We start from the raw sequence: 24362 nt of genomic DNA on the forward strand, positions 1-24362 counted from the left end.
GGCAGCGGGCGGCGGCAAGTCCGGAAATCCGCCGCGCGAGCTATTTCCGCATCATTTCAAGGCACCCTGCCCGCCCGGCAGGCAGGATGTGAACGCCGCTTATGACCGCAGGGCCGGATGCATCGCCGTGTCCAGGATATGGCCCGCGCCCTGCAACACCTGGCTGGCCCGGCCCACGATCAGCGGATCGGGATGGCCGATCACCTCCCAATCCTTTCCGGGATAGTCCACCGAGGCCAGGAAATGCCTCATGCAGTTCAGCCGGGCGCGCTTCTTGTCGTTGGATTTCACGATGGTCCAGGGCGCATCGGCGGTGTCGGTGTAGAAGAACATCGCCTCTTTCGCCTCGGTGTAGTCATCCCACTTATCGAGGCTCGCCTTGTCGATGGGGCTGAGTTTCCACATCTTCAGCGGATCGGTTTCGCGCGCGATGAAGCGGCGGCGCTGTTCGTCGCGCGTGACCGAGAACCAGTACTTGTAAAGCCGGATGCCCGAGCGGACGAGCATCCGTTCGAACTCGGGTGCCTGGCGCATGAACTCCAGGTACTCGGACGGAGAGCAGAAGCCCATCACCCGTTCCACCCCGGCGCGGTTGTACCAGGAACGGTCGTAGAACACCATTTCGCCCGCCGTGGGCAGATGCGCGATGTAGCGCTGGAAGAACCACTGCCCCTTTTCCACGTCCGAAGGTTTGGTCAGGGCGACAGTGCGTGCATAGCGCGGGTTCAGATGTTCCATGAACCGCTTGATCGTGCCGCCCTTGCCGGCGGCATCGCGACCTTCCATCAGGATCACGAATTTCTGCCCGGTCTCTTGCGCCCAGATCTGCACCTTCAGAAGCTCGGCCTGCAGTTTCAGCTTTTCGGCCTCGTAAGGCCGCGTGCCCATCGGCCGGGCATAGGGATAGCGGCCGGATTCGAAGGCTTCGCGGATCTGGTCCTCGCCCGCGGCCGGAAAGCGGCGGGGGCCGGCGGGTTCCGCCGGGGGCATCGCCGGCATGGCATCGACCGCCGCGCCATTCGCCTGCGGTTCGGGGGCGGAAACGGACGTGTCGGTCGCGGCGGAAATCTCTGTCATCTGGCTGTCCCCTTGCTATCACGCCGCCGTTATCACGCTTTCCTGCTGCACCATTTGATCCGCATCAAGGAAAGCGAAGCGTCAGGCTGAAATGACAGACACGGCAGGGGGGACGCCCTGCCGTGTCTGCCTCTTTGGGGGAAAAGGATTTTGAAGAACAGTCGGTTAGAACAAAGTGTCACTAAGTGAGGCGACCCTACGTCGGCCTTCGGGGCCGCGCATACCCCAATCAGGGTATACGCGCAGGATTCCTGGCTTCGCGCACAACGAAGCGTTGAACCTCGACCAGCGCCAGACGCCAGTGGGCGAAGAACAGCAGTTGTCCGGCGTTCGGAATGAAGCGGATGCGCAGGTTTGGGTATTCGGGCGCCAGTTCCTCGATGGTTTTCACCGGGGTCTGGGGGTCCTGGTCGCCTTGCAAGAGAATCACCGGAACCCGACAGTTGCGCAGCACGCCGCTCCAGTCGCGCTCGGAACCGATCGCCTCGCGGGTGAAGGCCTCGTGCGCCGACCACTTGCGGGTCATGCAAACCTCCGAGCCTTCCAGCATGGCATCGCGCACGTCGGGTCGGGCGAAGGTTTCCATGTCGGCGACAGACCCGCCGTTCACCTGGGTGAAGAAGGCTTCCTTGCCAAGCCGGCGGGCCAGCGAGAAACCGGCCTGAACCAGGAAGGGCAGGACCTTGGGCGCGTAGCGGGCATTGGCGAGGATGAAGCGTTGCCACTTGTCCATGCGTTCGTACTGCGCGGCCGTGCGCAGGGGCAGTTGCGCGGCGCAGCCCAGGATGCCGGTCACCAGGTCGGGGCGCAGGATCGACAGGTTGACGGCAAAGCGCAGGTCGGCGCCCAGGGCGATGACGGCCACGTCGCGCAGGCGCAGGTGGTCCAGCACGGCGGCGTAGTCCAGCGTCACGCCCGTCAGATGATCGGTGCCGCGGGCATGAAGGTCCGACCGCCCATAGCCCGCCCGCACCGGCACCACGATGCGCAGGCCGATGGCGCGGGCCGCGGCCTCGGCCGGGGCGGGCCAGCGGATCAAACCATAGTCGAGATGGGTGAACAGCACGGGCGCACCGTCGGGCGCGCCGAACTCGATCCATTCCAGCCGGCGGCCATCGGCAAGCGTGATCGACTGGAAGGGCCGCGGCTCCAGCCCGCCTCGGGGCGCGGGGGTCGAGGTCCCCTCGCCCTGCACCGCCGCCACATCCATCAGCCCAAGGACCAGACGCACAAGTTCCGCCTGGCCGTGTGTTTCGGTCTTGGCGTGGATCGACTTCAACTGGGTGCGCACCGTGTCCGCCGACCGGCCCCGACTTTCGGCGATCTCGCGCACCTGCTGGCCAAGCGTCAGACCGCGCACGATTTCCACCTCGGCGGCAGTCAGACCGAAAGCGTCCTGGGCCACGTCTTCAAAACCCTCGGGCCAGACCAGTTCGGTCGAGGTCACCAGGGCCATCGGCCGGCCCCGCGCGCCCTGCAAGGGCGACACGCGCAGGATCACCGGGCTGTCGGTCCGGGCCGAGCGCAGGCGCAACAGCACGGGCCGTTCGTCGCGCCCCTGGGTGCAGCGGCGGATCGCATCGCGAAGTTCGCTCACCTCGTCCGGGCCGAAGGGCAGGTCGTTCAGCGAACTGTCCTCGCGCAGGCCGAAGGCGGTGGCGGCGGGCGGGTTGGCCGCGGTGATGAAGGCGCCGCCATCGGTGATGAAGGCGGCGGTGCGCGGATAGTCCTGCAGCACCGAGTTCCAGCCAGCCTCGCCCCGTGTCGCCTCGAACCGGTCGAGGAACACCGAGGCCCGGCGGGCATGGGCCTCGATCTCGGGATCGTCCAGCAGGACGGCGGCGTCGACCGGCCCCACGCGCATCGGGCCAAGCCGGCCCTCCCAGACCTCCATCAGATCTTCCAGCCGGATCGGGTCCAGCGCGACCTCGTACAGCCGCTCGACGATCTCGGCGCGGTGGTCGGCAGTGACCTGATCCAGCCCCGGCCGCTCGCCGCGGGGGCTGGCCGGGCTGTTCGCACCGGGCGGAAGGGGCTTCGGGGTCGGAGAATCCCTCATGCCACAAGCTCTACCGCAGCCGTGCCATCTGGCAAGCTTCCTGCGGGGGCCAACGTGACAAGCGGCGGAACCTTGGGCAGCGTGGCTTCAAGGCGGGCGTCCGGGAACATGAGCGGGATGCCCTGCATCCACCCATTATGGAGATCGACATGACCACCCCCCTCGACGGCATCATCGTGCTTGACCTGACCCATGTGCTGGCCGGACCCTTCTGCTCGACCATCCTGGGCGACCTGGGGGCGCGCGTGATCAAGATCGAACGCCCGGTTCTGGGCGACGACACGCGCGAGTTCCCGCCCTTCAAGCAGGGGGAAAGCGCCTATTTCGCGGCGCTGAACGCGGGCAAGCAGTCCATCGCGCTGGACCTGAAGGCGCCTGCGGACCGTGCCATATTCGAGCGGCTGCTGGATCGGGCCGACGTGGTGCTGGAAAACTACCGCCCCGGCGTGATGGAGCGCCTGGGCTATGGCTTCGAGGATTTGCGCAAGACCCATCCCCGGCTGATCTACGGTGCGGTGTCGGGCTTCGGCCATACCGGGCCAGAGGCGGGAAAACCCGCCTATGACATGGTGGTGCAGGCGCGGGGCGGCGTGATGTCGATCACAGGGCCGGAAGGCGGGCCTCCGGTGCGCGTGGGAGCAAGCGTGGGCGACATCGTGGCCGGCATGTATCTGGCGCAGGGAATCCTCGCGGCACTTGTGCAGCGCGGGCGCACCGGCGAGGGCGCGAAGGTCGATATCGCCATGCTGGATTCGCAGCTGGCAATCCAGGAGCACTCGCTGGCCACCACCACCGCGACAGGGGTGCCGCCCGGCCCGACCGGCGCGCGGCATCCCTCCATCACGCCCTTTTCGACCTATCGCGCCAGCGACGGCTTCTTTGTCATCGCGGCGGGCAACGATGCGCTGTTCGCAAAACTGGCGCAGGGGCTTGGTTGCCCGGATTGGGTTACGGACCCGCGCTTTGCCAGCAACGGCGCCCGGTGCGAGAACGTCCACATGCTGAAACGGCTGATCGAGGCGATCACGCTGGAAAAGCCGCGCGACCACTGGATCGCGCTTATGGAATCGGCAGGCGTGCCCACGGCGCGGGTGCAGAACATGGCCGAGGCGATCGAGGATCCTCAGGTCAAGGCACGGAACATGGTGGTGCCGGTGGAACAGCGCGAGGGCGGGCCGTCCTTCAAGGCGGCGGGCAACCCGATCAAGATGTCCACCCTGCCAGACCGGCAGGCCCGCGGCCCTGCTCCCCTGCTGGATGCAGACCGCGAGGCCATCCTGGGCTGGCTGGACGCCGCAGGCTGACGCGAAACCGCCGGAATCGGTCTGTCATCCCGGCTCCGCGCGCCCTAGAACCAAGGGCGCGACAGGAGCAGACCCATGACTGACGATGCACTGGTGATCTTCACCCCCTCGGGCAAGCGGGGGCGGTTCCCCTTGGGCACACCCGTGCTGCAGGCCGCCCGCCAACTGGGGGTGGACCTTGATTCCGTCTGCGGCGGGCGCGGCATCTGTTCCAAGTGCCAGATCACGCCCGGCTATGGCGAGTTTCCGAAGCACGGCCTGACTGTCGCCGCCGACGCCCTGTCGGAGTGGAACGCGGTCGAGGACCGCTACAAGCGCATCCGTGGGCTGATCGATGGGCGCCGCCTGGGCTGCCAGGCCAAGGTGATGGGCGATGTCGTGATCGACGTGCCGCCGGAAAGCCAGGTCCACAAGCAGGTGATCCGCAAGTCGGCCACCGACCGGGTGATCGAGATGGACCCGGCCACGCGCGCCGTTTACGTCGAGGTGGCCGAGCCCGACATGCACGAACCTTCGGGCGATTTCGAACGGCTGGCGCAGGCGCTGAAGGACCAGTGGCAGATCGAGGACGTAGAAGCCGACCTCACCCTGCTGCGCCGGCTGCAACCGGTGCTGCGCAAGGGTGAATGGAAGGTCACGGTCGTCCTGAACAAGTGCAACCACGATGCCCGCCACCGGCTTCTGGACATCTTCCCCGGCTTTGACGAACGCCCGCTTCTGGGGCTGGCCATCGACCTTGGCTCCACCACCATCGCCGCGCATCTGTGCGACCTGCGCGACGGTCGGGTGCTGGCGTCTTCGGGCCTGATGAACCCGCAGATCCGCTTTGGCGAAGACCTGATGAGCCGGGTCAGCTATGCCATGATGAACCCCGGCGGCGATGTCGAGATGACGCGCGCCGTGCGCGAGGCAATGAACACGCTGGCCAAGGCCCTGGCGACCGAAGCTCAGGTTCCGCCTGAACAGATCTACGAGACGGTCTTTGTCTGCAACCCGGTGATGCACCACCTGCTTCTGGGCATCGACCCGGTGGAACTGGGCCAGGCGCCCTTTGCGCTGGCGACCTCGTCCTCGCTTTCCTTCCCCGCGCGCGACCTGGACCTGACGGCGATCAACCCGGCGGCGCGGACCTATGTGCTGCCCTGCATCGCAGGCCATGTGGGCGCGGATTGCGCCGCGGTGGCGCTTTCCGAAGAACCGAACAAGTCCAAGGACATGGTTCTGGTTGTTGATGTCGGCACCAATGCCGAGATCCTTCTGGGCAACGAAACACGGGTGCTCGCCTGTTCCTCGCCCACCGGCCCCGCTTTCGAGGGTGCGCAGATCTCCAGCGGCCAGCGCGCGGCGCCGGGCGCCATCGAGCGAGTGGAAATCGACCCAGTAACGAAAGAGCCGCGCTTCCGCGTCATCGGCAGCGACCTCTGGTCCGACGATCCCGGCTTTGCCGAGGCGACGAAAGCCACCGGCGTCACCGGCATCTGCGGATCGGGCATCATCGAGGTGGTGGCCGAAATGCGCGCCGCCGGCATCCTGGATGCGGGCGGGCTGATCGGCGGGCCGGACCAGGTGGGAACCGCCCGCTGCCTGCCCGAGGGGCGGACGTTTTCCTACCTCCTGCACGACGCGAGCGCCGAGGGCGGGCCACGCATCCTGGTGACGCAGGGCGATATCCGCGCGATCCAGCTGGCGAAGTCCGCGCTTTACGCCGGGGCGCGGCTCCTGATGGACGAGATGGGCGTGGACACGGTGGATCGTGTGACGCTGGCCGGCGCCTTCGGCGCGCACATCAGCCCGAAACACGCGATGATCCTGGGCATGATCCCGGACGTGCCGCTTGAGAAGGTCGTCAGTGCCGGCAACGCGGCTGGCACCGGGGCGCGGATCGCGCTGTGCAACGTGGCCGCCCGCAACCAGATCGAGGAAGTGGTGCGGCACATCCACAAGGTCGAAACCGCCATCGAGCCGCGCTTCCAGGAGCATTTCGTGAACGCCAGCGCGATCCCGAACGCAGTCGAGCCCTTCCCGAACCTGGCCACGGTGGTGACGCTGCCCGACGTGTCGTTCAACACCGGCGGCGGCGGCGATGGCGGACGGCGGCGGCGGCGCGGTTGATGCTTGATTTCGCCGGGGCCGCGTCTAGCTTGGCGGCATGAACGATCCGGTCGCAGACCTGCTGCAGCGCTGCGCCGCCGGCGACCGGTCTGCCCTACGCGAGCTCTATCGCGCGACCTCGGCGAAACTTATGGGCGTGCTTCTGCGTATCCTCGGCGAACGGTCCGAGGCGGAGGATGCCTTGCAGGAAGTCTACACCCGCGTCTGGCTGCGCGCCCATCGCTTCGACGAGGCGCGGGGCCGGGGCATGACATGGCTGATCTCGGTGGCGCGCAACCACGCCATCGACCGCCTGCGCCAGCGCCCCGACACCGCGCCCGACAGCTATGACGACACGCTTCATGCCGCGGTGGCCTCGGCCGAGGGGCGCATCGTCGCGCGGTCGGAAGTGGCGCGGCTGAACCATTGCCTCGATACGCTGGAACCGGCGCGGGCCACGGCACTGCGCGGCGCCTATCTGGAAGGCCTGTCCTACTCTGAACTGTCCGAGCGTCACGCCATTCCGCTGAATACCCTGCGCAGCTGGCTTCGCCGCGGCCTGTCGCGATTGCGGGAGTGCATGGATCAATGACCACGCCACTGCACGAAGACGACGACCAGACCGCCGCGGAATATGTCCTTGGCACGCTGCCGCTGGAGGACCGCACGGCCGCCGCGCGCCGCATCGGCCAGGACCCGGCCTTCGCGGCTGCGGTCCGTGCCTGGGAGGACCGTTTCGCCGCCCTGAACGACGATTACGCCGAGGCCCCGGCTCCCGACCTGCTGCCGGCGATAGAGGCGCGGCTCTTCCCTGCCCCGCCCCCCAAGCCCAGGCGTTTTGGCTGGCTCGGCTGGCTCTCCGGCGCGGCCTCTGCCGCCGCGCTTGTGGTGCTGGTCTCCCTTGCCCTGCCGATCGGTCAACCGGCACTGGTGACAGAGATCGTCGCAGCCAACGCCGCTTTCCAGTACGAGGCGCGGTTTGACGGCACCCGGCTGGTCGTGCGCCGGTCCGAAGGCGCAGCAGCCCCCGCGGCCGAGGTGCACGAGCTGTGGATCATCGCGCCCGACCAGGCGCCGGTCTCGCTTGGCCTTCTGGGGGATGCGCCGCTGGAAATCGACTATCCGATTCCGCCGGAAGGCTGGGTCCTGGCGATCAGCCTGGAACCGGCCGGCGGTTCGCCCACCGGTGCCCCCACCGGGCCGGTGCTGGCCACTGCCGAGATCCGGTCCTGATCACGGATGCGTGATCGCTGCAACTTCCATCGGCGCGTCTCGTAGCTCCGGGCAGGACAGCGGGATGGTCCCGTTGTCGCCATCAGAGAGCAAGACCGATGAAAACCCTTCGCCTCGCCGCTGCCCTGCTGTCGCTGACCGCCCTGCCCGCACTTGCCGTGGACAATCCGATGGTCGGCGGCGCGCCGATGTATGACACCAAGACCATCGTCGAGAACGCCGTGAACTCGGCCGACCACACCACGCTGGTTGCCGCCGTCCAGGCCGCGGGCCTCGTGGAAACGCTGTCCGGCCCCGGCCCCTTCACCGTTTTCGCGCCCACGAACGACGCCTTCGCCAAGCTGCCGGCGGGAACGGTCGAAACCCTGCTGATGCCCGAAAACAAGGACCAATTGACCAGGATCCTGACCTGCCATGTCGTGCCGACCAAGGCGCTCGCGGCGGACGTGCAGAAGATGGTGGCCGATGACGGCGGCGCGCATGTCATCAAGACGGTGGGCGGCTGCGAGTTCACCGCCATGGTCGAAGACGGCGCCGTCAAGATCAAGGACGGCCAGGGCAACGTGGCCACCGTCACCATCGCCGATGTCGTGCAGTCGAACGGCGTGATCCACGTCATCGACACCGTGCTGCTGCCGGCCATGTGACTGGCCATGTAACTGGCCATGTGACGCGCCATCCCGGATGAGTGTCCCCCCGTCCGGGTGGGGCCCTGCTGCGCCGCCCCTCAGGCGAACGGCAGGGCCCCTCGTCCTTTCGACCCGCGTCCTGCCAGCCGTTTCTTGATGCTTGAACCCCGGCCAAGGGGCAGCTATGTGAAGGTCATCGCGGGTGTAGCTCAATGGCAGAGCAGCAGCTTCCCAAGCTGAATACGAGGGTTCGATTCCCTTCACCCGCTCCATCCCCCTCCCTTCCCCTTGACCGTCGGACCCGATAGGGAGGCCGCATCCGAAAGCGAGAGGGACAACCATGAACAGCGACATCAAGCGTATCGGCACCGGCGCCCGCATGAGCGAGGCGGTCTGCTACAACGGCATCGTCTGGGTGGCGGGCCAGGTGGGCAACCCCGGCGACTCGGTCGCCGACCAGACCCGGCAATGCCTGGCCGAGGTGGACCGTATCCTGGCCGAGGCCGGCACCGACAAGACCCGCATCCTGTCGGCGCAGATCTGGCTGGCTGACATCGCAACCTTTGCCGATATGAACGCCGTCTGGGACGCCTGGGTGCCCCAGGGCCACACGCCCGCCCGCGCCACCGGCGAGGCGAAGCTGGCCGCGCCGGACTACAAGGTCGAGGTCATCGTCACCGCCGCGCTGAAGTGAACCTTCCCCGCGGGGAAGGTTTCGGGGGGCCTCGCGCCCCCCGTTTCGTTTTTCGGCAGGCCCTCGCCCCTGCCCGTCAGCATCTGGCCGCTCTGCTTGCTTGTGCCGGGCGGTCGCGGCGGGTATGCGCCTCGCGAGACCGTATCAGCAGCGGGGGCAGCCCATGAACATCCTCATCCTCGGCTCCGGCGGGCGCGAACATGCCCTGGCCTGGGCCGTGGCGCAGAACCCGAAATGCGACCGGCTGATCGTGGCGCCGGGCAATGCGGGCATCGCCGGCGTGGCGGAATGTGCCGACCTCGACATCATGGATGGCGCCGCGGTGGTGGAGTTCTGCGCCGAACAGGCCATCGAATTCCTGATCGTCGGGCCAGAGGCGCCCCTGGCGGCGGGCGTGGCCGATGCCGCGCGGGCGGCGGGCATCCTGACCTTCGGGCCCTCGGCCGCCGCCGCGCGGCTGGAGGCGTCGAAGGCCTTCACCAAGGAAATCTGCGATGCCTGCGGCGCACCGACCGCTGGCTACGCCCGGTTCACCGAGGCCGGGCCGGCAAAGGACCACATCCGTGCCCAAGGCGCGCCCATCGTGGTGAAGGCCGATGGCCTGGCCGCCGGCAAGGGCGTGGTCGTGGCCATGACGCTGGACGAGGCGCTGGCCGCGGTGGACGACATGCTGGGCGGCGCTTTCGGCGCAGCCGGTGCCGAAGTGGTGATCGAGGAATTCATGTCGGGCGAGGAAGCGAGCTTCTTCGTGCTGACCGATGGCGTCAACGTTCTGCCCATTGGCACCGCGCAGGACCACAAGCGCGTGGGCGACGGCGACACCGGCCCGAACACGGGCGGGATGGGCGCCTATTCCCCCGCCCCGGTTCTGACGCCCGCGATCCAGCAACAGGCGCTGGATCAGATCGTCCTGCCCACCGTGCGCGAGATGGCGGCGCGCGGCACGCCGTTCCAGGGCGTGCTGTACGCCGGGCTGATGATCGAGAATGGCCGCGCGCGGCTGGTGGAATACAACGTCCGCTTCGGCGATCCGGAATGCCAGGTGCTGATGATGCGCCTTGGCGCGCAGGCGCTGGATGCGCTTCTGGCCTGCGCCGAGGGCCGGCTGGCCGAGGCGCGCATCGACTGGGCCGACGACCATGCACTGACCGTGGTGATGGCGGCCAGGGGCTATCCCGGAGCCTATGCCAAGGGCACGGTCATCCGCGGGCTGGACCGCTGCCCCGAAGACAGCCGCCACATGGTGTTCCACGCCGGCACCGCGTTGAACGAGGGCGAGATCACCGCCACCGGCGGCCGCGTCCTGAACGTCACCGCGCGCGGCGACACGCTGTCCGACGCCCGCAACCGCGCCTATGCGATGATCGACCATATCCGCTGGCCCGAAGGCTTCTGCCGGTCCGACATCGGGTGGCGTGCGCTGAAGTGATCGTCCGCGAAAAGCCCGGCCCTCTCCAGCTTCTGTTTGCGGTGCGGGGCTCTGTGCTGCCGCATATCGCGGGCGAACTGGCGCTGGTGACGGCACTGGCCGCGGCACTGGTCTGGCTGGACCGCCATGTCCAGCCCCTGCCCCACCTCAGCGCCACGCCCTTTGCCGTCTTTGGCATCGCGCTGTCGCTGTTCCTGGGTTTCCGCAACAACGCCGCCTATGACCGCTGGTGGGAGGCGCGCAAGCTTTGGGGCGGGCTTCTGGCCGACCTGCGCAGCTATGCGCGCGCGCTGGAAATGTTCCTGCCGGATACGCAGCAGCGGCACCAGCAGCTTCGGCTGGCACTGGCCCTCCTGCACCTGCACCGCCTGAACCTGCGCCGCCTGCCGGTGGACGCCGCCGCCGCCCGAGCCCTGGGTGACAATGCCGCGCTCGCCACCGCCCCGCACCCGCCCTGCGCCGCGCTGGATGCCATAACCGCCGGGCTGGCGAATGCGCGGTCGGCAGGCACGCTGGACGGGTTCGGCGCGCGGGCCCTGTCGGCACGTCTGGACAGCCTCGCCCTGCAGCAGGCCGGCTGCGAACGCATCGCCGGCACACCCCTGCCTTACGTCTATTCCCTGCTCGTGTACCGGACGAGCTATCTCTACTGCCTGCTTGTGCCGCTCGCGCTCTTGGAGCCCGCCGGCTGGCTGACCCCGCTCTTCGCCGCGATCATCGCCTATGTGTTCTTCGGCCTGGCCGAAGTGACCGAGGAACTGGCGCATCCCTTCGGCGCCACACCGAACGCACTGGCGCTGGACGCCATCTGCCGGTCTGCCGAGATCTCGCTGGCCCCACATCTGGGCGAGCCCGCGCCCGAACCGCTGCGCCCGGTGAACTTCCGTCTGGACTGACGGCTCAGCCGCCCTGCCGGCTCAGCCAGTCCATCAGGGCCGGGCGCACGGTTTCGGCCCCCTCGGCGCGGGCGCGGTCGATCACGGCACGCACCTCGCGCAGATCGACCTGGCGGATCAGCGCCTTGACCGGGCCGATGGAGGCCGGCCGCATCGACAGCATCCTGAGGCCCATGGCGGCAAAGGCCACCGCCTCGATGGGCCGCCCGGCATCCTCGCCGCAGAAGGACAGCGGCGTGCCCGCTGCGGCGCAACGCGCGACGATCTGTTCCAGGAAGGTCAGGAACGACACGTTCAACGTGTCATACCGCCGGCGGACCCTTTCGTTCTCGCGGTCGGCGGCGAAGAAGAACTGCTTCAGGTCATTGCCACCGATCGACACGAAATCCGCCTCGCGGAAAAAGCTGTCGGGCGCGAAGGCCAGGCTCGGCGTTTCCAGCATGGCGCCGATTTCCACCTTCTCGGGCACCCTGCGGCCAAGCGCGCGCTCGCGGTCCAACTCGTTCAGAACCGTCGCCCGAGCCGAGGCGAACTCGGCCCGTTCGGCGATGAAGGGGAACATCACGCTCAGCGGCCGGCCGTCCGCCGCGCGGATCAGCGCCTGCAACTGCATCCGCAGCACGCCGGGTTTGTCGAGGCCCACACGGATCGCGCGCCAGCCCATGGCCGGGTTCGGCTCGTCCTGCGGCTTCATGTAGGGCAGCACCTTGTCGGACCCGATGTCCAGCGTGCGGAAGGCCACGCGGCGGCCGCGGGCCGCATCCATCACGCGGGCATAGATCGCGGCAAGCTCTGCCCGGCGGGGCATCTGGTTGCGGACCAGGAACTGCAATTCGGTGCGGAAGAGGCCAACCCCCTCGGCGCCCGAGCCTTCCAGGCTCGGCAGATCCGCCATCAGGCCCGCGTTCATGTGCAGCCCAACCGTCGTGCCGCACATCGCCTGCGCCGGCAGGCCGCGCAGGCTGGCATAGCGCTTCTGCGCCTCGGCCTGCATGGCGATCTTGTCGCGGAAGGCGCGCGCGACCGAATCCTCGGGACGCAGGTGGACGATGCCCTGGTCGCCATCGACCAGCACATGATCGCCGTTCAGCGCCTCGGTGGTGATGTTGCCGGCATGGATCACCAGCGGAATGGCCAGCGCACGCGCCACGATGGCGGCATGGCTGCCGACCGAACCTTCCTCCAGCACCACGCCGCGCAGCTTGCGGCCATAGTCCAGCAATTCCGCCGGGCCGATGTTGCGCGCGATCAGGATCGGGTCGTCCGGCATCTGCGCGCCGGTGTCGTGCCCCTGCCCCGTCAGGATGCGAAGCAGGCGGTTCGCCAGATCGTCCAGATCGTGCAGCCGGTCGCGCAGATAGGCATCGGGCACCTGCTCCAGCCGGGCACGCGCCGCCGATTGCTCTTTCTCCACCGCCGCCTCGGCCGAAAGGCCGCGGGCGATGTCTTCCTCCATCCGGCGCAGCCAGCCGCGCGAATGGGCGAACATGCGATACGCCTCCAGAACCTGCTTCTGGTCCTTGTCCAGGCTTTCGACGGACAACAGGTCATCTACCGAAACCCGCAGCTTGCCCACGGCATCGCGGATGCGCTCGATCTCGGTCAGCGGGTCGTCGGCCACCGGGTTCGTGACCACCACGCGCGGCTCGTGCAGCCAGACATGGCCTTCGGCCGTGCCCTCCTGCCCGGTGCCGCCGCGGAACATCACCGGCTGACGATGCAGGTGGCGCACCGCGCCATTGTCGCCCGAAAACGCGCCCAACTCTGTCATCTCGGCCAGAACCATGGCCACGACTTCCAGCGCATAGATTTCGTCGTCCGAGAACAGCCGCGCCTGGCGCGACTGCACCACCAGCACACCCAGCTTCTCGCCCACGCGCTGCACCGGCACGCCCAGGAACGAGGAATAGAGCTCCTCCCCCGTCTCGGGCATGTAACGGAAGCCCTTTTCCTGCGGCGCATTGGCCGTGTTGACCGGCAGGCCGGTCCGCGCCACGCGACCCACCAGCCCCTCGCCGATCTTCATGCGGGTCTGGTGCACCGATTCCGCACGCAAGCCCTCGGTCGCGCACAGCTCCAGCGTTTCGCCGTCACGGAACAGGTAGATCGAGCACACCTCGGTGCCGATAGAATCGGCGATCAGCCGGACGATGCGGTCCAGCCGTTCCTGGCCCTGACCGGGCTGGGCCAGCGTGTCGCGCAGGCGGCGCAACAACTTGCGGCTATCGCTTTCGGTCCGTTCGCCCATTCCGTCCTGTCCCCTTTGCGCCCCTTAGACCACAACCGGGAAGGAAGTGACAACGGTTTAGGCCATGGCCGCAGCCCCGGACGACCGGGCAAGCGAGGGTGGATGACAGGTGCCTTCAGGATAAGCGTCGTGTGGACCGGTGCCGCAAGGCTCGGAAAGGCAGCCCGATGACGCCAAGGGCCAAGCCGCAGCCCCGCAGCGCGGCATGGCCCTTGCGGCGGGGACAGGTTCGGCCAGCCCGGGCGGCCCTGAGTCTGAATGATCGACGGACGTGGCAAACAGGCGCATGCTCATCGGGCCAACGCCGCTTTGGCGGGGGCCCTGATCAGCGAAAGGACGGAACATGTCGTTCTATCTCTATCAAATCAGCTATTCTAGGGAAGCAGTGAGGTCGATGGTCGCCACTCCAAGCGATCGGGAAGCCGCCGCCCGCAAGCTTATCGAGGCACTTGGCGGGAAGCTGCATCACCTCTTCTTTGCCTTCGGGGAATACGATGTCATCTGCCTGATCGAAGGCCCCGACGACAAGATGATGATGGCCGGCGCGGCGGCGGTCGCCTCGGCCGGGACGGTCTCGAAATCATCCACGGTGAAGCTCATGACCTCGGCCGATGCGATGGCCGCCATGGAGATGGCGGGCAAGGCCACCGGTGCCTACAAGGCGCCCCACGCCTGAGCGGACCCAAAGCCTTCAGCGGGCCGCGAATGGCCCGCTGACCCTGGATTTCGTCGCCACGGTTCTCCTGAGAGGAACACCAGGATGGTCGGGCCATCCGCCCCCCGCAAGACTTGTAGCGCCCGCTACATTCGGCTTAGGGTCGTGTAGCACCCGCTACGGAGATTCCCTTGCCCACCCGCACATCAACCCCCGCCTCCGCAGGCCAGCTTGGCCTTCTCATCCTTCTCGGCGCCGGCTTCTGGCTGACCGGGGTGGTCATCGTGAGGATCATCGAGCCCCTCGGAGCGCTGAGCGGCACATGGCGCGCGCTGTCCTATGCGCTCCTCGTGCCCGGCACGCTGCCGGCAATCTGGCTGACCAGACGTCTCGCCCATGTCTCGCGCGGCGGAATCCTTGCCGCGGTCGGCGTGGTGACGGCAGCCGCGCTCGTGCTGGACGGGATCGTCTTCGGCTGGATGCCCTGGATCTACGCCCCCGACACCGAAGGCCAGTTGCACGCCGCCGCCTTCATCCTGTGGGGCGGCGCCGTGGGTCTTGTCCTGGCGCTGATCAGCCAGCTCCGGGAAGCTCGGTAAAGGCGCCCGGCACCGCACCGTCCAGCCCGACCGCCCGAAGCACCACCACGCCATCCAGCCGCGCGAGCAACCGCGCCGCCTCGATCCGCCGCGCCTCCACCGAGGGGCCGTCAAGCCGCGCCACCACCCAGTCCAGGAACCCCAGCCCGATCGCCTCGCCCCGGGCGCGCCAGAACGGATCGCCCCGGGCAGCCAGCACGGCGATCTCCAGCCAAAGCCGAAGATAGGGCCAGACCTCGGGGTCCATCGAGAAGGCCAGCAGGTCTCGCCACAGCGCCTCCGCCGGGCGCGGCTCCGCCGGCAACCGCTCCATGCCCAGGGTCAGGCGGGCGACCACGGTTTCCAGCGTTGCAGACAGCACAGCGGACTTGTCGGCAAAGTAATAAAGGAGCATCCGGTCGCTCAGGCCAGCCGCCTGCGCCAGCGGGCGCAGGCTTGCAGACACAAGCCCCTCGGCCAGCACGAAATCGGCCAGCCGATCCAGGATCTCGGCCCGGCGTGCGCCGGCCCGGCTCACGACACCTTGTCGAGGCCGAAGGCGTCGTGCAGCGCCTGCACCGCCAGTTCCATGTACTTGCGGTCGATCAGAACCGAGATCTTGATCTCGGACGTGGCGATGACCTTGATGTTCACGTTCTCGGCCGCCAGCGCCTTGAACATCGTCGCGGCCACGCCCGCATGGCTGCGCATCCCGATGCCCACGACCGAGACCTTGGCCACGTCGCTGTCCACCACATGACCCTCATAGGCGATCAGGCCCGCGGCGCGCGCGTCCTCCATCGCCTTCTGGGCACGGGCCACCTGGTTCGTCGGGCAAGAGAAGGTCATGTCGGTGACAGGCCCGCCATCCTTGCCGGCATGGTCCGAGATGTTCTGGACGATCATGTCCACGTTCACGCCCGCATCGGCCAGCGGCCCAAAGATCGCAGCTGCCACGCCCGGCCGGTCGGCCACGGCGATCAGAGTCATCTTCGCCTCGTCGCGCGAATAGGCGACGCCAGAGACCACTTTCGATTCCATGATTTCATCCTCGTCGCAGACCAGCGTTCCAGAAGTCTCGTCGGTGTCCTCGAACGAGGACAGCACGCGCAGCCGCACCTTGTAGCGCATCGCCAGTTCGACCGACCGCGTCTGCAGCACCTTGGCACCCAGAGAGGCCAGTTCCAGCATCTCCTCGAAGGCGATCTTGTCCAGCTTGCGCGCCTTGTCAGTGATGCGCGGGTCGGTGGTATAGACGCCGTCAACGTCGGTGTAGATGTCGCAGCGTTCGGCGCCGAAGGCGGCGGCAAAGGCCACGGCGGTGGTGTCGCTGCCGCCCCGGCCGAGCGTGGTGATGCGGCCCTCGGCCGACACGCCCTGGAAGCCCGCCACCACCGCGACCTTGAAGCCCTCGGCGAACTTGGCGTCGATGTTGTCGCGCGGGATCGACACGAACCGCGCCGAGCCATGCGCCGAAGTGGTGTTGATCGGCACCTGCCAGCCCTGCCAGGACCGGGCGGGCACGCCCATCTCCTGCAGGCGCAGCGCCATCAACCCGGCGGTCACATTTTCCCCGCTCGCCACGACAGCATCGTATTCGCGCGCGTCATACAGCTTCGAGGTGCCCTCGACCCAGCCCACCAGCTCGTTGGTCTTGCCCGACATGGCGCTGACGATGACGATCACGTCATAGCCGCGCTCCACCTCTTTCCGGACCTTATTCGCGGCATTCTCGATGCGCGAAAGGTCGGCCACCGAAGTGCCGCCGAATTTCATCACCAGAAGCGGCATGGATACCCCCCACGGCCCCGAACATCGGGCGTTCCTTTATGCGGAGGGGCGGGGGGGCGCAAGGGCAAGGCTGACACGAGACTGTCGTGATTCCCTGCTAGGCGCGGCGCAACATGAGGAGAGCGCCGATGGACGGCACCAGCGCCGAACGCTCGCAAGAGGCTGGCCGGCAGATCGCAGCCGTGGTCCGCATGACCGAAGGCCAGGACATTGCCGCCCGCCAGCTTCTGGACCGGCTGACAGAACTGCGCGCCGAAATCGCGCACCGCGCCACGCGCCGCATGTCGGACTGGGCGCCGCTTGTCCGCCGCACCGAATTCCTGTCCTCGGTCGAGAATCTGGCGGACTGGCTCGCCCTGCGCGAGACCGACCTCACCCCGGTCCAGCCTGCCCTTGGCCAGCTTGGCCTGTCCTCGCTTGGCCGGCTTGACGGCCATGTCCGCCCTTCGCTCGACGCGGTGATCGCGGCCCTGTCGCTGATCGCGGGCGAGCCCGAGGCGGTGTTCCCCGACCCCTCGGCAATTTCTGGCGGTGCCGCGCTGCTGGCGGAACGCCGCTCCCGCCTCTTCGGCGACCGCCCCGAGGGCACCGGACCCGAGACGCGCATCATGGTGACGCTGGCCGGTGAAACCGCTCTCACCTCCGGCCGGATCGCTGATCTGGCAGCGGCCGGTGCCGACTGTTTCCGCATCAACTGCGCCCATGACGGCCCCGGCGAATGGCGCGAGATGATCCGCCACATCCGCGACACCGGCGCGCGACTGGGGCGCAGACTGCCGATCTCGATGGATCTTGGCGGACCAAAGTTTCGCGTGGCCCGGGTCTGGGGCCCGGAAAAGCTCCGCCTTGGACAGGGCGACCGCTTCGCGCTTGTGCTCTCGCCCCGCGACCTGCCCGGCAAGCTTCCGGCCGCCCAGCTCAGCGACCCCGCTCTGGTCCAGGCGCTCGGGATCGGGGCGCTCGTTTCGCTGGATGACGGCAAGCTTTGGGCCGAGGTCACGGCGCGGCGCGGCGGCGCGGCCGAGCTTGTGGTGACCCGCGCGCCAGATGCCGGCCTGCGCCTGAAGCCCGGCAAGGGCGTCAACCTGCCGGGGATCGACCTCGACGTGCCCGCGCTCACGGCCGAGGACCGCGCGGCGCTGGACGTGGTTGTGCCGCTGGCAGACATCGTGGCCTTCTCCTTCGTCCAGACGCCCGCGGATGTGCGCGGCCTGATCGACGCGATGGAAGAACGCGCCGGCGGCCTGCGGCTTCCGGCGGTGCTTCTGAAGATCGAGACCCCGCTTGCCCTGCGCAACCTGCCCGACCTGATCGTCGAGGCCGGCGGCCGCGTCCCCGTCGGCGTGATGATCGCGCGTGGCGATCTCGCGGTCGAGATCGGCTTCGACCGTCTGTCGGAAATCCAGGAAGAGGTGCTCTGGCTTTGCGAGGCAGCGCAGGTGCCGGTCGTCTGGGCGACGCAGGTGCTGGAAGGCATGGTCAAGGAAGGCCAGGCCAGCCGGGCCGAGATCACCGACGCCGCCATGAGCCAGCGCGCCGAATGCGTCATGCTGAACAAGGGCGCACACCAGGCCGAAGCCGTGTCCTTCCTGCGCGACATCCTGATGCGGATGGACCGCCACCAAGACAAGAAGCGCGCCCGCCTCTCCGCCCTGGGCCTCTGGCGTCAGGGATAACCAGCCCGGATCGAACCGGCCTCGCCAGCCCCTCCGCTCAGGCGCGGGCCACCGCCGGGCGAGCCGCAGCTTGGCCAAAGGCCGCCAGAACCGGCGCCGCGCCATGAGCCTCGGACAGGCGGAGAAGCGCAAAGCGGATGCGGGCGATCTCGCGGTAGTAGTTCAGATACGCCGCGTTCAGCGCCGCACCGGCCAGCGCCCCCAGCACCGGCACCGACTGCGCGGCAAGCTTCTGGCCCAGGCTGATGCCTAGACGCGGCGCGACCGTGGCAATGACCTTCTGCAGCGCGGGCCCCGTCAGGGTCAGGCGCGCCGAAAGGAACGAGGTGTTGACCCCGTCATCCGCCGCCAAGGGGCTCCCGGCGGCAAAGGCCTTCAGACATTCGGCCCGGATCGCCGGATCGTCGGGGTCATAGCCTGCCGCCCGTGCCTCGCTCCGGATGGCGTGCAGCAGCACCGTCACCGTGACCGGCAGTTCGGCAATCGCTGTGGCAAGACCCCCGGCCCCGCCCGCCGCCCCACTGACCAGCACCGCCGCCATCGGGCCGCGGCGGCCAAGGCGCGGCGCGCGGTCGCCCACGGCAGCCGCCGACATCGCCGTTTCCAAAGCACTTGCGGTGATGCGGTCGATCCGGTTGCGCAAAGCCACCGGCAGGGCGCCTTGCGCCTTCTCCAGATCGCCGCCAAGCCGGTTCGCCAGCGACATCACGGGTCCGTTCGCGCGCCGCCACGCCTCGGCCAGCGCCGCGATTTCCGGAGCGGGGTCAGCAAAGGGCACGGGAAGCGCAGGCGTAGTGGCAAGCACGGTCTGTTCCATCCCAAGCAAATGGGAAGACCCCCGCCCCTGCACAAGTCCCCGGCTTCAGCCCGCCTTCTCCACCCGGCCCGCCACACCGTCCCAGGCGCCACGCTGGATTTCCATGCCAAGCACCCGCTCGGGGTTGGTGGGCGGGGGCATCTCCACCGCGTCCAGCTTGCGGAAACCGAAGCGGCGGTAATAGGGCGCGTCGCCCACCAGCATCACCCGCTCCCAGCCAAGCCGCCGCGCCTCGGCCAGCGTCTCGTGGATCAGAAGGGCCCCCAGCCCCTCGCCCTGCCGCGTCGGGTGCACCGCCACCGGCCCCAGCAGAAGCACGGGCTTGCCGCCAACCTGCACCGGCCAGTAGCGGATCACCCCGGCCAGGGTTCCATCGCTGTCGCGCGCCACGGTGCACAGGTCCTTCACCGGCGGCACACCGTCGCGCAGCCGGTACGAGGACAGCGCGGTTCGGCCCGGCGCGAAGCAGAGGTCGTAAAGCGCCTCCACCTCCCACCAGTCGGCCTCGGTCTCTTCCTCCAGCCTGTAGGCCATGACCCTGCCTGCGCGAATCCCTCTGGCGCGCCGGGTAGCATGGCCCTAGGTCAGGTTCAAACCGCGAGGGACAAAGATGTTCTACCGACCGTCCGAAGGACACGGGCTGCGCCACAACCCGTTCAACGCCATCGTCACGCCGCGCCCCATCGGCTGGATCTCCTCGACCGGCCCCTTCGGCGACAACCTCGCCCCCTATTCCTTCTTCAACGCCGCCGCCTACACCCCGCCGCAGGTCACCTTCGCCTCGACCGGGGTGAAGGATTCCCTGCGCAACGTGCTGGATACCGGCTTTTTCGCCGTGAACATCGTGGAAGAGGTGATGCTGGACGCGATGAACGCCACGTCCGAGCAACTCCCGCGCGAGGTGGACGAGTTCGACCGCGCCGGCGTCCGCCGCGTGCCCTGCGTCACCATTCCCTGCCCCCGCGTCGAAGGCGCGCCGGCTGTCCTCGAATGCCGGCTGGTGCAGGAGGTCATGCTCCTTGGCCGTGACAACGTGCTGGTGATCGGCGAGGTGACGGGCATCCACCTGCGCGACGATTGCCTGGTGGACGGCCGCTTCGACGTGACCCGCTTCCGCCCCGTCGCCCGCATGGGCTATCGCGACTACACCGTGGTGCGGGAAGTGTTCGAAAGGCTCCGGCCCGACGACCGTCAGGCGTGATCCAGCCAGAGGCTCGACAAAGCCTCAGCGTTCAACCCCATCGCCAGCACGATCAGGACCAGCACGACAACGAAGAACAGGGCGTCATGGCGTGCATCCCAGACGCCATTGCGCCAGGCCAGCCAGACCAGGAAAGGATGCGCCAGAAGGATCGCCACCGCCTGTCCGATCAGCGCGCCCGCCAGCCCGCCCAGGCTCGCCCCGATCAGGAACAGCCCCGTCTGCAACACCGCCCGTGCGAAGGTGACCAGGAAGAACCGCCGCGAATCCCCCGCGGCCAGCGCCGCCTGGTCATAGCTCAGGCCAATCGCCTGGGGCATCAGCACGCAGGACAGCGCCACCGCGATGGCGCCCGCCTCCTGATAGGCCGGGCTGTACAAAAGCCCCACGATGGGCACGCCGCCAAAGGCAAAGACCGCCAGCAGCGCCACCAGCACCGCCGTCAAGCCATAGCGCAGCCGCCGCATCCGCGCCCGCACGGCATCCCCGCCCACAGGCTCGCGCGCCTCGCGATACAGCGGGATCAGCACGCGCCCCGTGACCGCCTGGCCCAGAAGGATGGGAAAGGTCGCCAGGAAAGCGCCGATGTTGTAGACGCCCAACTCGCTCAGCGTCAGATGCGCCCCCAGAATAGCCCGGTCGCCCTGCAGCAGGAAGAATCCGCCCACGGTGGACAGGAAAATCCACTTGCCGAAATGGATCAGGTCATGCGCCGCCGCGCGCTCCCACCGGAAGCGGTTGACCTCGCCCGGCAGGAACCGCAGCACCAGCGGAATTCGCAGCATCGGCGTCAGCAGCCCGCCGATGACCAGCGCCCAGACCGATCCGGTCGCCCAGGCCACCAGGATCATCGCGGCAAGGGTGGCCACCTGCACGAAAAGGTCCAGGAACACCACCCGCTCCAGCATCAGGTGGCGGTTGGCGCTGTCCACCCGTGTCGGCGTGAAGCCCCCGATCAGCAGCCCGAACGCCCCCACCGGCAACAGATAGACAAGCTGCGGCGCGTCATAGAACCAGGCCGCCGGCCAAGCCAGCGCCGAGGCCACCACGAACAGAAGCGCGCCCCGGATCACCCCGATCGTCCAGGCCGTGTTCAGGTAATCAGGATCGTCGCCCCGCTTGTGCTGCGCGATGGACGGCCCGATGCCCATGTCCGAAAACAGCGCCAGCCCGATCAGAACCATCGACACCAGCGCCATCAGGCCAAAGGCCTCGGGCGCCAGCAACCGCGTCAGGATCAGGTTCGACGCCAGCCGCAGCACCTGCGCCAGCACGAAGGCGATGGCCGTCACCGCCGATCCGCGCATCGCGCGCTCAAACAGACCCTGCCCCCGGAAGGCACGAAGTAGCCGGCCCATTCAAACCCCTTGCGATCCGGCGCCACCCTAGGAACCCGCCAGCCAAAGCGCAATCGCGATGCCGGGAACGGACTGTCGCGCTTGCGGTCCCCGTGACGCGCGGCCTAATCTGCCGCGCAACCGGAAGGAGACGTCCATGCAGACCATGATCGGGGTGATCGGCGGATCGGGCCTGTACCAGATCGAGGGGCTGGAAGGCGCCTCCTGGGTCCAGGTCGAAACCCCCTGGGGCCAGCCCTCGGACGAGCTTCTGGTGGGCCGGCTCGACGGTGTGCCGATGGCCTTCCTGCCACGCCATGGCCGCGGCCATGTCCAGACGCCCTCCTCCATCAACTACCGCGCCAACATCGACGCGCTGAAGCGGCTCGGCTGCACCGATGTGGTGGCCGTCTCCGCCGTGGGCTCGCTGCGCGAGGACTACCGGCCCGGCGATTTCGTCCTGGTCGACCAGTACATCGACCGCACCTTCGCGCGGGAGAAATCCTTCTTCGGCCCCGGTCTGGTGGGCCATGTGGGCTTTGCCCATCCCACTTGCCCCCGCCTCTCCGACACCTGCGCCGAGGCCGCCCTGGCCCAGGGCGTGACGGTCCATCGCGGCGCGACCTATGTGGCGATGGAAGGCCCGCAATTCTCCACCCTTGCCGAAAGCCGCCTCTACCGCTCCTGGGGTGCCGACGTGATCGGCATGACCGGGATGCCAGAGGCAAAGCTCGCCCGCGAGGCCGAGCTTTGCTATGCCTGCGTGGCCATGGTCACGGATTACGACTGCTGGCACCCCGACCACGACAGCGTGGACGTGGCGATGGTCATCCGCACCCTGACGCAAAACGCCGGCCACGCCCGCGGCCTCGTCGCCCGCCTGCCCGCCCTCCTCGGCCAGGACCGCGCCCCCTGCCCCCACGGCTGCGACCGCGCGCTCGACACCGCGATCATGACCGCCCCCGACAAGCGCGACCCCGAGCTTCTGGCGAAGTTGGATGCCGTGGCTGGCCGCGTCCTCCCCTGACCTTTTCCCCCGACCGCCCGAGGTTTCCATGTCCAAGACCGTCAAGGACTACATCCGCACCATCGTGGATTTCCCGCATGAGGGGATCCTGTTCCGCGATGTGACCACGCTCTTCGCCGATGCGCGCGGGTTCCGCATGGCGATCGACCAGCTTCTGAACCCCTATGCCGGGATGCGCATCGACAAGGTGGCGGGGCTGGAAGCGCGGGGCTTCATCCTGGGCGGCGCGGTGGCGCACCAGCTCTCCACCGGCTTCGTGCCGATCCGCAAGAAGGGCAAGCTGCCCGGCCGCACCATCGCGCAGGGCTACACGCTGGAATATGGCGAGGCGGTGATGGAGGTGCACGACGATGCCCTACTGCCCGGAGAGAAGGTGCTTCTCGTCGATGACCTCCTTGCCACCGGCGGCACCGCCGAGGCCGGCATCCGCCTGATCGAACGCCTCGGTGGCGAGGTCGTGGGCTGCGCCTTCGTCATCGACCTCCCCGACCTCGGCGGCCGCCGCAAGCTGGAAGCCATGGGGATGGAGGTCCACTGCCTCTGCGCCTTCGAAGGGCATTGAGCGAGCGTAGCAACTGTCTTTCAGCCCGCCTGTTTCCCGTAGTCCCTCCCGTCGCGCATCATCGCGTTGAGGATGGTGAGGAGCTTCCGGGCACAGGCGGTGAGGGCGACCTTGGTGGGTTTTCCGGCGTCTTGGAGGCGTTGTCGGAAGGCCTTGAGGACGGGATCGTAGCGGGACGCAACGAAGCCTGCGAGGTAGAGCGCGCGGCGGACGCCGGCGCGGCCGCCCCAGATGTGGCGCTTGCCGCGCGACAGGCCGGAATCGCAGGCATGGGGGGCCAGCCCGGCCAAGGCGGCGATCTGCCGGGCCTCGAGGCTGCCGAGTTCGGGCAGGCGCGCCAGCAGGACCGCGGCCACGGCCGGCCCGATGCCGGGCACCGAGCGCAGGCGTCGGGCCTGCACGGCCAGCCGGTCGCGGGTCTCGACAAGGACGGCGATCTGCTCCTCGACAGCGGAAAGATGATCCTGCAACACGCGGACAGACAACGCGATTTCCCGCGAGAGCCAGGTGTCGCGGGTGGTGCCCGCGCGGTTCTTCTCGGCCCGGATCATGCCGACCAGCACCTCGCGCCGTGCCACCAGATCGGCCAGCCGCTGCCGGTCGGGATCGGCGGGCGGGGTCGGCGCCAGCTCCAGCGCCTTGCCCATCTGCGCCAGCACCTCGGCATCGACACGGTCGGTCTTGGCCAGGCGGCCCTTCGCACGCGCAAACTCGCGCGCCTGGCGGGGGTTGACGCGGGCAAAGTCCACGTCCGCCTTGGCCAGCGCCTCGGTGACCGGACGCTCGTAACCGCCGGAGGCCTCCAGTACCACGAGCGCGTCCCCAGCCGTCTTGGCAAAGCGGGCAAGCGCCTGTTTTGTCGTGGCAATCCGCTCACGGTGGCCAGTGGAGAGGTGGAAGACGTCGATCCAGTCCTTGGCGATATCGACGCCGATGCAGTCTTGTGGCAAGGTCATGGGGCCTGTCCTTGATCTGCGGGATCGGCCGGTGGTGCGGCCCTCCCATGCAACTGTTCAGGTTTGAAGTCGGTCGGCAGACGAGCCCCAAGCTACGCGACG

At 68.2% G+C, this 24362-nt stretch carries 23 protein-coding genes and 1 tRNA gene; 15 read left to right on the plus strand and 9 right to left on the minus strand.

Features of this window, described 5'->3' with window-relative positions:
* Positions 1-99 precede the first annotated feature (99 nt).
* Positions 100-1077, minus strand: coding sequence for a polyphosphate kinase 2 (gene ppk2, locus JO391_RS07370; RefSeq protein WP_220663788.1), 978 nt, complete (start codon positions 1075-1077; stop codon positions 100-102).
* Positions 1078-1306: 229 nt separating this feature from the next.
* Positions 1307-3136, minus strand: coding sequence for a bifunctional helix-turn-helix transcriptional regulator/alpha/beta hydrolase (locus JO391_RS07375; protein ID WP_220663789.1), 1830 nt, complete (start codon positions 3134-3136; stop codon positions 1307-1309).
* 149 nt (positions 3137-3285) lie between these two features.
* Between JO391_RS07375 and JO391_RS07380 the strand changes: the two genes are divergently transcribed.
* The 9 genes from JO391_RS07380 to JO391_RS07420 all read left to right on the plus strand — a co-directional run bounded on the left by JO391_RS07380 (position 3286) and on the right by JO391_RS07420 (position 11412).
* On the plus strand, positions 3286-4440 hold the full coding sequence (locus tag JO391_RS07380) for a CaiB/BaiF CoA transferase family protein (RefSeq protein WP_220663790.1): 1155 nt from the start codon (positions 3286-3288) through the stop codon (positions 4438-4440).
* Positions 4441-4515: 75 nt separating this feature from the next.
* The gene (locus JO391_RS07385) at positions 4516-6552 is read left to right on the plus strand and encodes an ASKHA domain-containing protein (RefSeq protein ID WP_220663792.1); all 2037 of its coding nucleotides are present in this window, start codon (positions 4516-4518) and stop codon (positions 6550-6552) included.
* Positions 6553-6589: 37 nt separating this feature from the next.
* Entirely contained in the window at positions 6590-7123 is a 534-nt protein-coding gene (locus JO391_RS07390; RefSeq protein ID WP_220663794.1) for a sigma-70 family RNA polymerase sigma factor, read from the plus strand.
* Entirely contained in the window at positions 7120-7764 is a 645-nt protein-coding gene (locus JO391_RS07395) for an anti-sigma factor (protein WP_220663796.1), read from the plus strand. The genes JO391_RS07390 and JO391_RS07395 overlap by 4 nt, the downstream gene beginning before the upstream one ends.
* Positions 7765-7862: 98 nt before the next feature.
* The gene (locus JO391_RS07400) at positions 7863-8411 is read left to right on the plus strand and encodes a fasciclin domain-containing protein (RefSeq protein ID WP_220663798.1); all 549 of its coding nucleotides are present in this window, start codon (positions 7863-7865) and stop codon (positions 8409-8411) included.
* A 180-nt stretch (positions 8412-8591) separates the two neighbouring features.
* A tRNA-Gly gene (locus JO391_RS07405) sits at positions 8592-8665 on the plus strand.
* Between the two features lie 68 nt (positions 8666-8733).
* Entirely contained in the window at positions 8734-9087 is a 354-nt protein-coding gene (locus JO391_RS07410; RefSeq protein WP_220663800.1) for a RidA family protein, read from the plus strand.
* A gap of 163 nt (positions 9088-9250) precedes the next feature.
* Complete coding sequence (gene purD, locus JO391_RS07415) at positions 9251-10516, plus strand: phosphoribosylamine--glycine ligase (RefSeq protein WP_220663802.1); 1266 nt, start codon at positions 9251-9253, stop codon at positions 10514-10516.
* Positions 10513-11412, plus strand: coding sequence for a bestrophin family protein (locus JO391_RS07420; protein WP_220663804.1), 900 nt, complete (start codon positions 10513-10515; stop codon positions 11410-11412). The genes purD and JO391_RS07420 overlap by 4 nt, the downstream gene beginning before the upstream one ends.
* Before the next feature lie 4 nt (positions 11413-11416).
* On the opposite strand, the gene ptsP is transcribed toward JO391_RS07420, so the two are convergent.
* Positions 11417-13660, minus strand: a complete 2244-nt coding sequence (gene ptsP / locus JO391_RS07425) for a phosphoenolpyruvate--protein phosphotransferase (protein ID WP_220663806.1) — start codon at positions 13658-13660, stop codon at positions 11417-11419.
* Between the two features lie 343 nt (positions 13661-14003).
* On the opposite strand from ptsP, the gene JO391_RS07430 reads away from it, so the two are divergent.
* Both JO391_RS07430 and JO391_RS07435 read left to right on the plus strand, forming a co-directional pair.
* Positions 14004-14336 (plus strand): GYD domain-containing protein, encoded by a 333-nt coding sequence (locus JO391_RS07430; RefSeq protein ID WP_220663808.1) that lies wholly within the window; start codon positions 14004-14006, stop codon positions 14334-14336.
* A gap of 170 nt (positions 14337-14506) precedes the next feature.
* Positions 14507-14914, plus strand: coding sequence for a hypothetical protein (locus JO391_RS07435; RefSeq protein ID WP_220663809.1), 408 nt, complete (start codon positions 14507-14509; stop codon positions 14912-14914).
* Here the strand turns inward: JO391_RS07435 and JO391_RS07440 are convergent.
* Together JO391_RS07440 and JO391_RS07445 are read right to left on the minus strand one after the other, a co-directional pair.
* Positions 14889-15431 carry a TetR/AcrR family transcriptional regulator gene (locus tag JO391_RS07440; protein ID WP_220663810.1) on the minus strand — a complete coding sequence of 181 codons (543 nt, stop codon included), beginning with the start codon at positions 15429-15431 and terminating at the stop codon, positions 14889-14891. The genes JO391_RS07435 and JO391_RS07440 overlap by 26 nt on opposite strands.
* The gene (locus tag JO391_RS07445; protein ID WP_220663811.1) at positions 15428-16684 is read right to left on the minus strand and encodes an aspartate kinase; all 1257 of its coding nucleotides are present in this window, start codon (positions 16682-16684) and stop codon (positions 15428-15430) included. The genes JO391_RS07440 and JO391_RS07445 overlap by 4 nt, the downstream gene beginning before the upstream one ends.
* Positions 16685-16812: 128 nt before the next feature.
* On the opposite strand from JO391_RS07445, the gene JO391_RS07450 reads away from it, so the two are divergent.
* The gene (locus JO391_RS07450) at positions 16813-18360 is read left to right on the plus strand and encodes a pyruvate kinase (protein WP_259444849.1); all 1548 of its coding nucleotides are present in this window, start codon (positions 16813-16815) and stop codon (positions 18358-18360) included.
* A gap of 37 nt (positions 18361-18397) precedes the next feature.
* Here JO391_RS07450 and JO391_RS07455 read toward each other — a convergent pair whose 3' ends face one another.
* Entirely contained in the window at positions 18398-19165 is a 768-nt protein-coding gene (locus JO391_RS07455) for an EcsC family protein (protein ID WP_259444850.1), read from the minus strand.
* 57 nt (positions 19166-19222) lie between these two features.
* Positions 19223-19711, minus strand: a complete 489-nt coding sequence (locus JO391_RS07460) for a GNAT family N-acetyltransferase (RefSeq protein ID WP_220663813.1) — start codon at positions 19709-19711, stop codon at positions 19223-19225.
* Positions 19712-19787: 76 nt separating this feature from the next.
* Here JO391_RS07460 and JO391_RS07465 point away from each other — a divergent pair, with 76 nt between their 5' ends.
* A complete protein-coding gene (locus JO391_RS07465) occupies positions 19788-20378 on the plus strand; it encodes a flavin reductase family protein (RefSeq protein WP_220663816.1) in 591 nt (196 codons plus the stop codon).
* On the opposite strand, the gene JO391_RS07470 is transcribed toward JO391_RS07465, so the two are convergent.
* The gene (locus JO391_RS07470) at positions 20369-21736 is read right to left on the minus strand and encodes an oligosaccharide flippase family protein (RefSeq protein WP_220663818.1); all 1368 of its coding nucleotides are present in this window, start codon (positions 21734-21736) and stop codon (positions 20369-20371) included. The two genes, JO391_RS07465 and JO391_RS07470, sit on opposite strands and share 10 nt — an antisense overlap.
* Positions 21737-21872: 136 nt before the next feature.
* Here JO391_RS07470 and JO391_RS07475 point away from each other — a divergent pair, with 136 nt between their 5' ends.
* A complete protein-coding gene (locus JO391_RS07475; protein WP_220663820.1) occupies positions 21873-22742 on the plus strand; it encodes an S-methyl-5'-thioadenosine phosphorylase in 870 nt (289 codons plus the stop codon).
* Between the two features lie 28 nt (positions 22743-22770).
* Positions 22771-23304, plus strand: a complete 534-nt coding sequence (locus tag JO391_RS07480; protein WP_220663822.1) for an adenine phosphoribosyltransferase — start codon at positions 22771-22773, stop codon at positions 23302-23304.
* Positions 23305-23324: 20 nt separating this feature from the next.
* Here the strand turns inward: JO391_RS07480 and JO391_RS07485 are convergent, their stop codons facing one another.
* Positions 23325-24254, minus strand: a complete 930-nt coding sequence (locus tag JO391_RS07485; RefSeq protein WP_220664477.1) for an IS110 family RNA-guided transposase — start codon at positions 24252-24254, stop codon at positions 23325-23327.
* Positions 24255-24362 lie beyond the last annotated feature (108 nt).

This window comes from Neotabrizicola shimadae, from assembly GCF_019623905.1.
Classification (GTDB): domain Bacteria; phylum Pseudomonadota; class Alphaproteobacteria; order Rhodobacterales; family Rhodobacteraceae; genus Neotabrizicola; species Neotabrizicola shimadae.